General features: G+C 44.2%; 10 protein-coding genes. 4 read left to right on the plus strand and 6 right to left on the minus strand.

Annotated elements, in window-relative coordinates; translation table 11 throughout:
* Positions 1–58: 58 nt before the first annotated feature.
* The 5 genes from ACMXYV_RS04110 to ACMXYV_RS04130 form a co-directional block, all read right to left on the minus strand.
* Positions 59–1,981, minus strand: coding sequence for a PrkA family serine protein kinase (locus ACMXYV_RS04110; protein ID WP_415890504.1), 1,923 nt, complete (start codon positions 1,979–1,981; stop codon positions 59–61).
* 169 nt (positions 1,982–2,150) lie between these two features.
* Positions 2,151–3,275: a dihydrolipoamide acetyltransferase family protein gene (locus ACMXYV_RS04115; protein ID WP_415890505.1), complete on the minus strand. Its 1,125-nt coding sequence runs from the start codon at positions 3,273–3,275 to the stop codon at positions 2,151–2,153.
* Positions 3,272–4,255 carry an alpha-ketoacid dehydrogenase subunit beta gene (locus ACMXYV_RS04120; protein ID WP_415890506.1) on the minus strand — a complete coding sequence of 328 codons (984 nt, stop codon included), beginning with the start codon at positions 4,253–4,255 and terminating at the stop codon, positions 3,272–3,274. Before ACMXYV_RS04120 ends, ACMXYV_RS04115 begins: the two co-directional genes overlap by 4 nt.
* Positions 4,252–5,334 carry a pyruvate dehydrogenase (acetyl-transferring) E1 component subunit alpha gene (pdhA, locus tag ACMXYV_RS04125; RefSeq protein WP_415890507.1) on the minus strand — a complete coding sequence of 361 codons (1,083 nt, stop codon included), beginning with the start codon at positions 5,332–5,334 and terminating at the stop codon, positions 4,252–4,254. The genes ACMXYV_RS04120 and pdhA overlap by 4 nt, the downstream gene beginning before the upstream one ends.
* Positions 5,335–5,363: 29 nt before the next feature.
* Entirely contained in the window at positions 5,364–6,407 is a 1,044-nt protein-coding gene (locus ACMXYV_RS04130; RefSeq protein WP_415890508.1) for a Leu/Phe/Val dehydrogenase, read from the minus strand.
* A gap of 408 nt (positions 6,408–6,815) precedes the next feature.
* On the opposite strand from ACMXYV_RS04130, the gene ACMXYV_RS04135 reads away from it, so the two are divergent.
* Together ACMXYV_RS04135 and ACMXYV_RS04140 are read left to right on the plus strand one after the other, a co-directional pair.
* Positions 6,816–8,024, plus strand: coding sequence for a L,D-transpeptidase family protein (locus tag ACMXYV_RS04135; protein WP_415890509.1), 1,209 nt, complete (start codon positions 6,816–6,818; stop codon positions 8,022–8,024).
* 18 nt (positions 8,025–8,042) lie between these two features.
* Positions 8,043–9,494, plus strand: a complete 1,452-nt coding sequence (locus ACMXYV_RS04140) for a hypothetical protein (protein ID WP_415890510.1) — start codon at positions 8,043–8,045, stop codon at positions 9,492–9,494.
* A 68-nt stretch (positions 9,495–9,562) separates the two neighbouring features.
* On the opposite strand, the gene ACMXYV_RS04145 is transcribed toward ACMXYV_RS04140, so the two are convergent.
* A complete protein-coding gene (locus ACMXYV_RS04145; protein ID WP_415890511.1) occupies positions 9,563–11,077 on the minus strand; it encodes a tetratricopeptide repeat protein in 1,515 nt (504 codons plus the stop codon).
* Positions 11,078–11,289: 212 nt separating this feature from the next.
* Between ACMXYV_RS04145 and ACMXYV_RS04150 the strand changes: the two genes are divergently transcribed.
* Both ACMXYV_RS04150 and ACMXYV_RS04155 read left to right on the plus strand, forming a co-directional pair.
* Positions 11,290–12,942 (plus strand): FecR domain-containing protein, encoded by a 1,653-nt coding sequence (locus ACMXYV_RS04150; protein WP_415890512.1) that lies wholly within the window; start codon positions 11,290–11,292, stop codon positions 12,940–12,942.
* On the plus strand, positions 12,942–14,060 hold the full coding sequence (locus ACMXYV_RS04155) for a CHASE2 domain-containing protein (RefSeq protein ID WP_415890513.1): 1,119 nt from the start codon (positions 12,942–12,944) through the stop codon (positions 14,058–14,060). The genes ACMXYV_RS04150 and ACMXYV_RS04155 overlap by 1 nt, the downstream gene beginning before the upstream one ends.
* Positions 14,061–14,084 lie beyond the last annotated feature (24 nt).

The following is a 14,084-nucleotide window of genomic DNA, read 5'->3' on the forward strand; positions in this document are numbered from 1 at the left end:
TCATTCGGGCAGGCCTTTGCCCGAATGAATGCCTTCACCAACTGTTATTGCCGATGAACTACTGTGATTTTCTAACGCGGATATACCATTCGGACAGTAATCGCACCTGCTTCTCGGTATAGCCTCGTTTGATCATCCGTTTAACAAACTCACCATGTTTGGTTTGTTCGTCTGTAGAGGCTTTCGCATTAAAGGAAATAACAGGTAACAAGTCTTCCGTATTGGAGAACATTTTCTTCTCAATAACGGTACGCATTTTCTCGTAACTCATCCATGATGGGTTTTTACCGTTGTTATTGGCACGAGCACGCAGTACAAAATTAACAATTTCGTGTCGGAAATCTTTTGGATTACTGATACCGGCAGGTTTTTCGATTTTTTCGAGTTCCTCGTTTATCGCCTGACGATCTAATATGTCACCTGTTTCTGGGTCGCGATATTCCTGATCCTGTATCCAGAAATCTGCATAAGTAACATAGCGATCAAATATATTTTGTCCGTATTCAGAGTATGATTCTAAGTAAGCGGTTTGGATCTCTTTACCCAAGAACTCGATATATTTAGGTGCTATAAACTCTTTTAAATAGCCTAAATAGCGATCTTGGATTTCGGCAGGGAATTGCTGTTGTTCAATCTCTTTTTCCAGGACATAAAGTAGATGAACAGGGTTGGCAGCAACCTCTGAAGGGTCAAAGTTAAAGACCTTGGATAGAATCTTGAAAGCGAAACGGGTTGATAGGCCGTCCATTGCTTCATCAACACCTGCAGAGTCTTTATATTCCTGCATTGATTTTGCTTTAGGGTCCGTGTCTTTCAGATTTTCGCCGTCATAAACACGCATTTTTGAATACAAGCTAGAATTTTCAGGTTCTTTCATTCGCGAGAGAACTGAAAATTGAGCGAGCATGTTTAGCGTATCTGGTGCACAGGGTGCGTTGTTTAACGAACTGTTTTCTAAAAGTTTTTCGTAGATATGGATCTCTTCAGTTACACGGCAGCAATAAGGTACTTTTACGATATAAATACGATCGATAAAGGCCTCATTGGTTTTGTTGTTTTTAAAGGTCGTCCACTCTGATTCATTAGAATGGGCGAGGAGAATACCATCGTAAGGAATAGCACCCATGCCTTCGGTACTGTTGTAATTACCCTCTTGGGTCGCTGTTAATAGAGGATGGAGGACTTTGATGGGGGCTTTGAACATCTCCACAAATTCCATCATACCCTGATTGGCACGACAGAGTGCGCCTGAGAAACTATAAGCATCTGGATCATGTTGTGGGAAGTCTTCTAGTTTGCGAATATCAACTTTACCTACAAGGCTGGAAATATCTTGGTTGTTTTCATCACCTGGTTCGGTTTTGGCGATGGCGATCTGATCCAAAATAGAAGGGTAGAGTTTTACTACTCTAAATTTGGAAATATCGCCGCCATATTCGTGTAAGCGCTTAGCTGCCCAAGGTGACATGATCCCTTTTAGATAGCGGGAAGGGATGCCGTATTCTTCTTGCAAAATAATGCTATCTTCTTCTGGCTTAAACAGACCTAAAGGTGATTCGAAAACCGGTGAGTCTTTAATGGCATAAAATGGAATATGCTCCATTAAATGCTTAAGACGTTCGGCTAAGGATGATTTACCGCCGCCTACAGGCCCGAGTAGGTAAAGGATCTGTTTACGTTCTTCTAGACCTTGAGCCGCATGTTTAAAGTAGGAGACAATATTTTCGATCGCGTCTTCCATACCGTAAAACTCGCTAAACGCAGGGTAACGGCGGATTAGTTTGTTCGAAAAAATACGACTTAGTCTTGGATCCGCAGCGGTATCTACCATTTCTGGTTCACCGATCGCTTGCAGCATACGTTCAGCCGCATCAGCGTAGATCATTGGATCTTCTTTACACAGCTGGAGATACTCGTCCAAGCTGTATTCTTCCTGCTGAACAGAATCATAGCGGGCTTTATAGTGGTCAAAGATACTCATACAAATCACCTTTATTCAGCCAAGCTTATTTGGGGTTTTGAATAATTTTGTCAGGCTGTTTTGCTTGCTTACCTGTTGTTAGTGTAGTTCACATTTTTAAACTCTGAACATTTGACTCTAAAACTTTCCTTAAGGTTCATCGCTTAATAATCTTATGATTTATAAGGACTTATGTTTTTTGTAGTTCAAGGTTTTGAATAAACAATGCGAGAAAACGAGCCGCTTCTCCTCCGGTGAGTGCTCGGTGGTCAAAGGTGAGCGAAATTGGAAGGATGCGATGAACTTTTATTTCGTCTTTAACGGCTACAACCTCTTTTCGAATAACCCCAGCACCAATAATGGCCACCTGTGGGGGAACGACAATTGGATTAGCATAGCGACCTGCGATGGTGCCAAAGTTACTCAGCGTGATTGTGGCGCCTTGCATTTCAGAAGCGGGAATTGTTCGGTTTTTTACATCAGTGCGGAGCAGGTTTAAGCCTTCACGTAGATGTGTAGGGGAGCGGTTACCAATGTCGCGCAATACTGGGACAAATAAACCTTGTTCTGTATCTACTGCGATCCCAAGGTCAATTTTGGAATGTATTCGACGGCTGAGGGTATTACCATCAAACCATGCATTTATAGCAGGTTCAGCCTGAGAAGCTTCTGCAATCGCATGGATTAAGCGTTGTGTTATATCCGTTCCTTTAGGCCAGCTATTAATATCTGCGTCTTCATGAATGGTGACGGGTACCACTTCACTATGTGCTTTGCTCATTACTTGCGCCATGTGTTTACGTACACCGCGCAAAGGCTCGGCTTTACCATGGGTTTGATCAAGTCGAGCAGCCTGTTCGACATCTTTGGGCGTGATATGGCCTTGCTGACCACTTCCTTTTACTTGGTTTAAATCGATATTTAAGCGTTTAGCTAAGGCTCTTACAGCGGGTGTCGCTTTTTGGGTTGTTGCACTATTTTGACTGCTGGGGGCTGCACCAATAAAGAAGGAATCTTGGGTAGCTGAGTCTGTGTTTGCTTGTGGGATTTCACCGACAACAGTACCACTGTCACTCTCATCTTCTCCTTCAAACTCCAACAGAGGTTCTCCAGTGTGGATAACATCACCTGGCTGACCAAAAAGATGGGCGATTACGCCTGTTTGAGGTGAGGGTACTTGAATAATCGCTTTTGCTGTTTCTACGGACAAGAGCACTTGGTCTGTTTCCACAGAATCACCTTCTTTGATATTCCATTCCACAATTTCTGCTTCAGGAAGTCCTTCGCCGAGATCTGGTAGTTTGAAATATTTCATGCGAACTCCAATGTCTCATTGATGCTGTCGATGATGTCTTGAGTGTTCGGTAGGTAGTGATTTTCAAGACGGAAATAGGGCATGACGGTGTCATAACCCGTTACCCGAGCAATAGGTGCTTGTAGATCTAAGAGTGCCCTTTCTGCAATGGTTGCAGCAATTTCTGCCCCTATACCCGCATTTCTTGGGGCCTCATGTACTATGACAACGCGCCCAGTTTTTTTCACAGAGGCTAGAATTGTAGTCATATCTAAAGGGCTGATACTGGCCACATCGATCACCTCGCAATTCACACCTTTGTTTTGGAAATGCTCTGCAGCGGCTAAGGTTTCTGTGATCATCGCTCCCCAGCTAATTAATGTAATATCTGAGCCCTCTCGTAGCGTAAAACAGCTGCCTAATGGAAGTGCTTCGCCGTTATCTAAAATCTCTTGTTGTTGGCTGCGATAGATCCTTTTAGGTTCTAAAAAGAGCACAGGGTCGGGATCTCGAATGGCTGCGAGTAATAATCCGTATGCACGTGCTGGAGAGGAGGGAATGACGACCTTAAGGCCGGGTATATGAGCCAATAGAGCTTCTGTGCTTTCCGAATGATGTTCAGGTGCGTGAATACCGCCACCAAAAGGTGCTCTTATCACCATAGGGCAGGTGAGACGGCCGCGGGTTCGATTACGCATGCGGGCAGCGTGACAAATAATCTGTTCTAATGCTGGAAAGATAAAGCCCATAAACTGGATCTCGGCAACGGGTTTCAAGCCTTGGCTAGCCATACCTATACTGAGTCCTGCGATCATTGATTCAGCTAATGGTGTGTCCATTACACGCTTCAGGCCAAACTCATCTCTAAGGTTTGCGGTAGCACGGAAAACACCGCCATTAACGCCAATATCTTCTCCCAATAGAACGATCTCCTCGTCCCTGCGCATCTCTGAGGCCAAAGCTAGATTGACCGCTTCAAGAAGACATACAGAATGTTTCATGATACATCCTCCTCAGCATGGCTAGCATTTGGCATCGCCTTGATTGTCGCCCAGTCCCTCTGTTCGATGAGATGCTCGGGTAACTCGGCATACATGTAATCAAACATGGACTCGGGGGCTTGAGGGGCAATTGCTAGATACTTGTCTGCTGCTTGCTGGACGAGTTGCGTGATCTCTTGTTGAAGAGCTTGTTCTTTCGATTCATCCCAAAAGCCTTGAGCAACCATGAAGTTCCGCAAGCGTTTTATCGGCTCTTTCTCCCATGCTTGTTTAAGTTCTTCGTTGTCTCTATAACGGGTTGCATCATCAGCGGTAGTGTGATCACTTAAGCGGTAGCTGATAGCTTCAATTAGGGTGGCTCCTTTGCCGTCATATGCGCGTTGTAAAGCTTGGGCGACAGCCTCGCGCATAGCAATTACATCGTTGCCATCTACTTGCATACCAGGAATGCCAGCAGCTAATGCTTTGTCAGCTAACTGAGTTGCAGCGGATTGAATTTTACGCGGTACAGAGATAGCCCACTGGTTGTTGTTGATGATAAAGACTACAGGCAGTTGCCATACCCCAGCGATGTTTAGGGATTCCATAAAATCCCCTTTAGAGGTGCCGCCATCGCCAATTAAGGTCACAGTAGCCTGTTTTTGATTGCGAATTTTTAGCGCTGTAGCAACACCGCAGGCATGCAATGATTGAGTGGCGATTGGGACTGAGTTAGGGAAGTCCTTCTTCATTTTGGGGGATGCATTGCCTCGCTCATCACCACCCCAATATAAAAGAATATCTGCAAGGGCGAGTCCTCTAATCATCTGACAAGCATGGTTTCGATAATAAGGTACAAGTACATCCTCTTCACTCATACACAGTGCAGTGGGAACGTCGATACCTTCGGAGCCTAGAAGGGATGCGTAAGTACCCAATTGGCCAGTACGTTGTAACGCGATTGCTTTAGCGTCAAATTGTCTAGCCAATACCATGTTGTGATAGCAGCGTAGGAACCAATCAGGTGATTGGCACCATTGAGGTAAACGCTGGGTGGGGTTCCCCTCACTATCCAAATATTGCAGTGGAGCGTGACTCATAACTCTTCCTCCTAAACGCGATCATTAGCTTAAGCTGCGGAATTGAAGTCGTTAGATGCACTAATAATTTGTTCAGCCTGATGGTTGGCTAGACGATGTACACCTTGCTTAGTTTGTGCCGCGTTTTGATAAAGCTGGGTGAGCGAATCACCTATCTGAATGACTTTTTGGCGGATTTCTCGACTGTTCTGTTTTGAATATTGCAGTGCTACAAAAATCAAACCACCTGCGTTGATCAGATAATCAGGGGCGTAGAGGATATCTTGTGCGGCTAGCAGATCGCCGTGTTTCTCTTCTGCTAGTTGATTGTTGGCCGAGCCAGCAATAATGGATACGCGAAGTTTCGGCAGCGTTGTGTCGTTTATGATCGCCCCCAGCCCACAAGGGCAGAAGACATCAGCATCGACAGCGTAAATTTGATCCGGTGAAACGCTTGCTGCGTTAAAGTTTTTCTCGCATTGAGTCACTCTAACTTGATCGATATCGGTGACTGTCAGTTTGGCTCCGGCTTGATGAAGTAAGCGGGCTACCTCGTAACCTACATGTCCTAAGCCTTGAATGCTGACATGTACACCTTTCAGTGAAGAGCGATTTAGCTTGAACCTGACGGAGGCTTTAATCCCTTCAAAAACGCCGAGTGCGGTATGGGGAGAGGGATCGCCAGTGTTTTGCGTGCAGGTGACAAAGGAGGTGCTCTTTTGGATCTGATCCATGTCGCTAATCTGAGTACCGCTGTCCATTGCTGTAATGTATTCACCCCCCAAGCCATCAACAAATTGACCAAAACGCTGCATAAGGCCTGCGCGGTTAAAGTCTGATGCGGGCTTGATGATGACAGCTTTAGCCCCACCGTGGGGAAGCCCAGCAAGTGCTGCTTTATAACTCATGCCTCGTGCCAATCTGAGTGCATCAGTAATGGCGGCATCGTCATCGTTGTAGTGAATAAATCTGCAGCCGCCAATCGCGGGGCCACGCAAAGTCGAGTGAATGGCAATAATGGCCTTGAGGCCCGTTTCAGGGTCATGACAAAAATGAAGGCGTTGTGTGCCATTGCTTTCCATCTGTTTAAACATCACGGGGTCCTCCGTCTGTATCTACAGGAAAACATCAATTTTGATCAGTTAATTGGTGATTTGTGGGTCGCACTTTTTACCAGCTAACTGAACTTTGTATGCGGTAGCGTGTCTTTTGGATCTCTACACTTTTGGAATAGCACAGTTTTAGGCAAATTTCAGATTGAAAAATTCAAAATAAATTGCCAACTCTTTTTGTTTTTGCAGTTGCGAAAAAGGCTGAAAGGGCGGCATTTCGCTGAATTTACCTGTGATATCGCTAGAAAATTACTGCGAAAACAAAAAAAAGCAAAAAGTTTCAAATTTAGTAGTGGAAAAATCATTTTTTCAAGGGCGATAGAGTCCCATTCAGGATGAATATCGTTATAATCATTGGTTAATAAAAATAGGTTGGGGCTTTCTGGATAGATGAAAAAAAGTTTCGTTTGTACTGTAGTGATGTTGAGCGCACTGGGGATTCCTCAGAGCAGCTTATTTGCTGAAGAAACTGCTCCCTATGGAATTTCAGAAGGGAATGAAGAGTTACTTTTAAGTGGCTTGAATAACCTAAAGAGTCAGGAGCTGGATTCGGCTTTATCGGATCTTCAAGAGCTTACTGAACGTCGACCTGATTTTCGTCTAGCTCAGCTTGTTTATGCCGATATTCTGGCTGCACAGGCGCAAGGGGCTCCGCTAAGCCATAAAAGTGGCGACCATCAACAAAAGATCGAAGGGCTGATTTCTGAAGCAAAAGTTAGATTGCTGATGGAAATGGACAAGCCATCTGCAGATATGTTGCCTGCAGACATGCTGACTTTATCCCCAGATCAAAAACATATCATCATCGTTGATACCCGTTTATCGCGCCTTTTCGTATTTGAAAACCAAAATGGTATCCCTGTGCTTGTTAAAGACTATTACGCTTCGTACGGTCGTGGTGGCACAGGCAAAGAGGTCGAGGGTGACCTTAAAACGCCTTTAGGGGTTTATTTTACAACCAGCCGATTAGAAGATGAAAACTTACCCTCTCGTTATGGTTCAGGCGCTTTGCCGATCAATTATCCTAACGTTTGGGATGAGAGGCTAGGGCGTACGGGTTACGGTATCTGGCTTCATGGCTCACCCGTGGAAACTTATAGTCGTCCACCTAAAGCGAGTGAAGGCTGCATCTCTCTGACCAACCCTGATTTTATTGAATTGGATAACCTGATTAATTATCAGAACACTCCTGTTTTAGTTGGTCATAACGTGCGTTGGATTCAAAAGGCTGATTGGTTAGAACAGAAAAAGCGATTCAAAAACTTAGTTGAACGCTGGGCGTCTGATTGGGAAAGTCTTGATCATCAGCGTTATATAGATAACTATTCTCAAAACTTTGACGATGGTAAACGTAAATATTCACAGTATTCTAGCTACAAGAAGCGTGTGAATGGTTCTAAGAAGTTTGTAGATGTCGATCTGCAAAACTTGAGTATCTTCCGTTACCCAGATAACCCAAATCTGGTTGTTGCTACATTCCAACAAGATTACAAAAGTAATAACCTTTCTGGCAGCTCAGTAAAACGCCAGTACTGGACCTTTGATCAAGGTCGTTGGCGTATTGCGTATGAAGGTAAACCATCAAAAGGCAGACCTTAAAATATCAGGGAGATAGGGTTGAGCGATTCAAGTTTAAGTTCTTCTGAGCTGCTACTGAGTAATTTATCTGATCATCAGGTTATTCGTATTGAAGGATCTGTCCAGTGGATGGAGTACCTGACTGATCAAGTGAAACAAGCTCAACCTGACACCTTTGAGGTTAGCGGCTCTCTCGCTTTAGATCTATTACAGAATAATCTAGCTGAGTTTCTTCAAGTAGAAGCAGGCGCTTCTTTTATTCAGCAGGAGCTAAAACGTTGGTTGCTACAAGGGCGTCGTCTACACATCATCGTTAATAGTGATGATGTCAGTACCGAGGCTCTCACTTATCTATTAGGCCTCCCTTCGATTTGTGATGAGACAGGTCCTGCGGTAACAATCATTTTATTAAGTACCCCTGAAATAGTTTCGGCGTTGAAATCTTCTTCGTTGCTTGCGAGTAAGTTGGATGGTTATTACCAAGAGGAAGTCGATTCCAGTTCTGTGTCTGCAGGTGGAAACAAACCCCTGATTGCTATTGGCGCTCTAGCAGTAGTTTGTCTAAGCGCCGGAGGATGGTATTGGGCTGATTCCCAAAAGGATTCCACTACTCCTGTATTAGTAGCAAAAAGTACAGAAGATTTATCTTCACAAAGTGAAGAAGCAGGCGGAGCTGAGAAGCAGTTAGATACCAAGCCGGTTATTCTTGAGGAAAAGGCCGAACTTGTAGCAGAACTCAATGCTAACAAAGTTGAACCTGAACCTGCTGTTGTTAAGTCCCCTGAACCTGCGGTGATTGATAAGAAGTTAAACCCAGAATTAGTGGCTTCTTTGACGGCTACAGTGGAAAAAGCTAAACAGAAACGTGATAAAACGTCAGAAAGTTCGATAGAGCAAGTTCAAAAGGCTCGAGTTCAAGAGCCTACAAAGGTGGTTGAATCGGTAACCGCTGTTGATGTTGTAAAAGTAGCTGCAGCTGAGCCGAAAAAAGTGACTCTACCTGAATCAGCGGTCACGGCTGTTCAGCCTAAGATAGGTTCTTCACTTCCTTCTTCTGAGACTCAGGTGCAAGCTGAACCGGTGACTGAGTTTGTAGTGAAGCCTGGTCCTAAAGAAAATAATGAAAAAGCTGTGCGCGAAGTTTTTACGACTTGGCATACTGCATGGGAGCAGCAGAACTGGGATGATTACATCAACAGTTATCTGCAGAACACTACGTTATATGGCGTAAAAATGTCCCTTGAAGAGTGGCGTGAATTTCGTAAAAATCGCTTACTTTCACCGCAATGGATCAAGTTAGAGATTAAATCTCCGCAGTACACTCGTCTTAATTCACATTGGTATAGAGTAGAGTTTTACCAGCGTTTTGAGAAACCTGGTTATGCAGATGAGACGACTAAGCGTCTAGAGCTGACCCTAACGTCTGCTGGTTGGAAGATTGCTTCTGAGGCGGCCAATGGAACTGTTGTGTTAAAACGCCCTAAGCCATAACTTTCTAATAGATATAAAAAAGCCCCTTTCTTAAGGGGCTTTTTTATATGGGAATTACTTAATGTCGGTTACTTAAGTAAGCCTAAGCTTCTTTCTAGGCTGATTTTCCATTGATCATCAACCTTAACCAGCATTAGACGCTTTTTAACTGCATCTTTATAGTTATCAGACTGATAGTGCTGATTAAAGCGTGCTTCTGCCAAATTATCTCTCAGCATCTTGATATTAATCTGATCAAGTTCAACACGAATAAATTTAGGTTTACTCAAGCGCTGAGCGCGCTGTTTAACCCATTGTTGGTGGTTCAATTTAGCATTTGGGCGGTATAGCGCTGTATAAGAGTTCACATAACCAGCGTGATTTTTGTTTCTCCAAGCGTCAGCCCAATTATTGATATGGGCTAATACTTCTGACTCCGGTAAAGCCTCTTTTTTAAGTTTAGGTGCATCCGGTGCCGCATTGGTGTGTTCTTTAATTTCGGCAGCTTCTTTAACCGGTGCTTTTTTAGTCGCTGCTGCAACAAGGGTTGGTTCGCTAACAGCGACAACAATTGGTTTCTCTTCAGCCTTAACTGGTGCTTCTGCCTTTGGCTCAGGAGTAGAAACGGCAACAGCTAGGGTTTCTTCTTTAGATTCCAGCGGTTTGACTGGCTTAGGTTCTGCTTTAACTTTTTCTACCGCTGCAAGTTTTACTGGCTGCTTAGAGGTTGCTGCAATAATAGGGGCTGAATGGCCGCCTTGGATTGTTGGTGCTTGGTTGATCATGGCAAGGTTAGGGCCTTGCTCAGCAGCACTTAAATCCAATGCTTTGTTGTAGGCTTGTGATGCCAGCGTTGCATAAAGCTCTTTCAAGTTTACATGCACTTGTGCATAGCTTGGATGAGTCTGGAACGCTTGCTGAAGCGTTTCTATTGCTTGAGGGAAATTACCCTCTTCAGAATAGATTACAGCCAAGTTGTTAAAGGCTTCTGGGCGATCAGGGTGAGATTTCATTAGGCTTTGAAAGATGGCTTTGGCAGCCGTTTTATCACCCTGATTACTTAGGATAATGCCTTTGGTAAGCTGTGCTGAAGGAAGGTTAGGTTGCTGTGCCAAAAAAGCATTAATTTTGGCTAATGCTTCTTGATGGTTACCCTGTTGGCTCAATTTTAAGCTTTGTTCGATCGCAGGTGATGAACTAACAGTAGTAGGCTTAGTAACGCTTACTGTAGTGATATACTCGCGAGAGTCTTCAGTGGTCGTTGGTTTAGCTTGTGGACGAGGTTGTCCGCTATGCGCGGCTTTTTTCTCTTCAGCTATCCATTTTTTGACTTCTGCAAGTTTGGTCTGCATCCACTCTTCATCAATCTCTGCTGTACGCATGTCAGCTTGATCTGTTGCCTTTTCCGGATCGCAGCTGTAATCGTTTGTACGTCCGCCCTTGTAACAGAAACCTTCTGGGATTGGTTTCGCTGTCTCAGCGCTAGCGCTATTTGATTTGATATTCGAGGCAAGATTACAGCCGGTCAGTAGCGACATTGAAATGATTGTACCAATGGTCGTACGTAACAAATTTTTACCGTTGTTTAATTCGAATTTCAGCATGGATTAAGGCAAGTTATAAGATGATGAAGGGGAAGATTATACGCATATAACGATTGATGTCATATTCAAACAGTTGTTTTCAATAGTGGCTGAACTTTTTAATAAGTGGGAGAATGTATTCTCATGAATAAAAGTGATGCTGTGGGCAACATTTTACCCATTAGATACTAAACCCTACGTATTGAGTTGGTGTTTAAACAGGAACTCGTCGAGTGATTAAACTAACGAAACGTTACGCCTTATTATTTTCCTTACTTTTTGCTCAGACAGCTGCTGCTGAGCAGCAAAATGAATGGGGTTATGCGATGCAGCCCGGCGAATCTGTCTGGAGTGTGGCGCATGAGTTACTTACTGACTGGCGAGAATGGAAAACGATAGAACGCCTAAATAATGTGCGTAATGATCGCCAAATGTCTCCTGGCACTGTATTGAAAATTCCGCGGAATCTCATTCAGGAAAAGCAATCAGATATCAAAATTCTGGATGTGAATGGCGATGTCACGGCGCAGGTTAAATTACGTGAAGGAAAAGCCAAAGCCTTACTGCCTTTAAGTCGTGGTCAGAGTTTGTCTCAAGGTGACTTGATCAAGACAGCCTCTCAAGCTTCGGTATTGCTAGAGTTTGATGATGGTACTCAAGTGCTCTTACTGGGCGATAGTGTGCTTCGTATTGAACAAGCAACGGTTATCGGAAATAAACGTAAGGTTGTCGATATCAAGGTGTTCCTAGAGGAAGGTGAAGCTGAAATTCGTGCCAATCCAGCTAAAGTACCAGGTTCCCGTTTCTTGATCGATACGCCTGTTGCTTTTGCTACGACCAAAGGCACCACTTACCGAGTGAGAGCCCAAGGGGAAAGTACCGCAGCCGAGGTAACTCAAGGTCTCATTGGTGTAGGTAATAAGTTAGGTGCTACAAATGTTCGTCAAGGGTATGGAACCTTGACGAAGGCTAATGAGCCCCCTAAGAAACCGAAAAAACTTTTACCCGCGCCGGTATTGCCGGAACTAGACAATGTGATCCGTTATCTACCTGGGAAACTGACTTGGAATAAGCTGGACGGTGCTTCTCAGTACCGTAGCCAAATCTCTCCAGATCAAGCATTCACTGCAATTGTATACGACCAGATTTCAGCTCATCCCAAAATGGGTTTGCCTGCTGCTTTAGAGGATCGTTCTTATTGGATTCGCGTGAGTGCAATCAGTGCTGAAGGTTTGCAGGGATTATCTGCGTTACAGCAGATAAATATTGAAGCGCGTCCTTTCCCGCCTGTCCGTCAGGGGCCTATGCCTTCAGATTCTCTCTATGTTGGTGAAATCGAATTTAGTTGGTCTAAACCAGAATTGGCAAATTCATTTATTTTTGAGATTGCTAAAGATAAAAGTTTTAACAAGATAGTAGAGACACAAGATAATATTACGGATACTGAGCTTGTCGCTGTCGTATCGGAGCCGGGAAATTTCTTTTGGCGCGTGAGTAGTGTGGCTCAGGATGGCAAGCATGGCCCTGAAGGTCATGCAGGTGCATTTAAGGTGAAACCTGTTCCTCCAAAACCGGAGATGAGAGAACCTGTGAGCAGTGAAACAGAGATCTCTTTTAGTTGGCAGGAAGAAGAAGGTGTAAGTTTCTATCAGTTGCAGCTTGCAAAAGATAAGGCGTTTAAGCAGCTTGTTGTGGATAACAAAACTGAGCAAGCAAGTTTGGCGATCGAAAAGCCGCAGGCGGGAACTTATTACATGCGTGTCCGTTCTATCGATGCCGATGATTACGCGGGGGAATGGACGGAACCTCAAGAGGTAGTTCAGCCGGTGGAAAACTGGTGGCCAATGATCATTAGTGGGTCTCTATCTCTGCTCTTGCTGCTGTAATGCTAGTTAGTTTCAAGCAAATACTCTTACTAATCCCGCCATTACTCTGCGTTGTAATGGCGGGATTGTCTTCTCTGCCTGAAACGTTTGATCGATTTATTTATGATGCTTTAGCTAAGCATTATTCCCCAATCAATCTTCAAGATCGTTCAGTTGTATTAATCGATATAGATCGTCGTAGTTTAGAGGCGTTTTCTGGCTGGCCCATTGATCGATCTATTCATGCCCGAGCGATCGAGCAACTCAGCTCTGCTCAAGTTTCTTCTGTAACTTACAATGTTGCCTTCATTGCATACGGAGGCTTTCAAAACCACTCTGATCAAGCTTTGTTAAATGCTATTCGTCAAAACGGTAAAGTTATTCTACCTATGCTTGCGGAGCAAAATCAGGAGATGTTGCCTTTTAATGGCCTCAAGTTGAGTGGTGCCAAAGTGGCACATTCAGAGCTCCCGCTGGATTCAGATGAGATGTTAAGACGTAACTATATGCATGCGGGAATTGGTTTTCCCCGTTGGCCGAATGTTCCTCTAGCGACCTTAAGTATTTATGCGCCGGTGAAAGCCGACGATTTTTCTGGATTACGAAGCCCTTATCTTAACTTAGGGTTTAGTCGTCGATGGAGTCGAGATTATGAAGTATTGATCCCTATGGGGATTGATAGATTTCTGCAACAGGCGCCACGTTATAGCTTGGTTGATTTGGTTAATGGTCAAGTAGATTCAGGCGGTTTAAAGAATAAGGCTGTTTTTGTTGGCATTGCTGATGCTCAACTTGAGCCGGAAAAAGCTTTAGCGCAGGGGATGTTCTCCGCTACAGAGATTCATGCGTTTAATTTTGCTGTATTGAATCAAGGCTATGCGTTATCGCCATCTTTACCTATCTGGGCGGTAGCGCTAGGGGTATTAGTTACGTTGTGTATTGGCTTGGTGAGTTTGGTTTCGATGCCAATATGGTTGAACTTATCGTTTATTGTCACGGGCGGAATACTGATGACAGTGCCATTAATGATGGTTAGCGTAGGTTATTGGCTCAGTTACTTACCTATGTTGGTGGGGCTTGTCTTGGTACTCTTATTGAGTGCTGGCCGATTCTTGTGGGCACAAAAAAGCCCTGAATAATCAGGGCCTTTTCAGAAGATTATT

This window comes from Neptuniibacter sp. SY11_33, from assembly GCF_047778025.1.
GTDB lineage: Bacteria > Pseudomonadota > Gammaproteobacteria > Pseudomonadales > Balneatricaceae > Neptuniibacter.

Excerpts from the sequence above, each read along its gene's own strand:
- ACMXYV_RS04120 (WP_415890506.1), bottom strand. The coding sequence starts at position 4,255 with ATGAAACATTCTGTATGTCTTCTTGAAGCGGTCAATCTAGCTTTGGCC.
- ACMXYV_RS04145 (WP_415890511.1), bottom strand. The coding sequence starts at position 11,077 with ATGCTGAAATTCGAATTAAACAACGGTAAAAATTTGTTACGTACGACC.
- ACMXYV_RS04110 (WP_415890504.1), bottom strand. The coding sequence starts at position 1,981 with ATGAGTATCTTTGACCACTATAAAGCCCGCTATGATTCTGTTCAGCAG.
- ACMXYV_RS04155 (WP_415890513.1), top strand. The coding sequence starts at position 12,942 with ATGCTAGTTAGTTTCAAGCAAATACTCTTACTAATCCCGCCATTACTC.
- pdhA (WP_415890507.1), bottom strand. The coding sequence starts at position 5,334 with ATGAGTCACGCTCCACTGCAATATTTGGATAGTGAGGGGAACCCCACC.
- ACMXYV_RS04130 (WP_415890508.1), bottom strand. The coding sequence starts at position 6,407 with ATGTTTAAACAGATGGAAAGCAATGGCACACAACGCCTTCATTTTTGT.
- ACMXYV_RS04135 (WP_415890509.1), top strand. The coding sequence starts at position 6,816 with ATGAAAAAAAGTTTCGTTTGTACTGTAGTGATGTTGAGCGCACTGGGG.
- ACMXYV_RS04115 (WP_415890505.1), bottom strand. The coding sequence starts at position 3,275 with ATGAAATATTTCAAACTACCAGATCTCGGCGAAGGACTTCCTGAAGCA.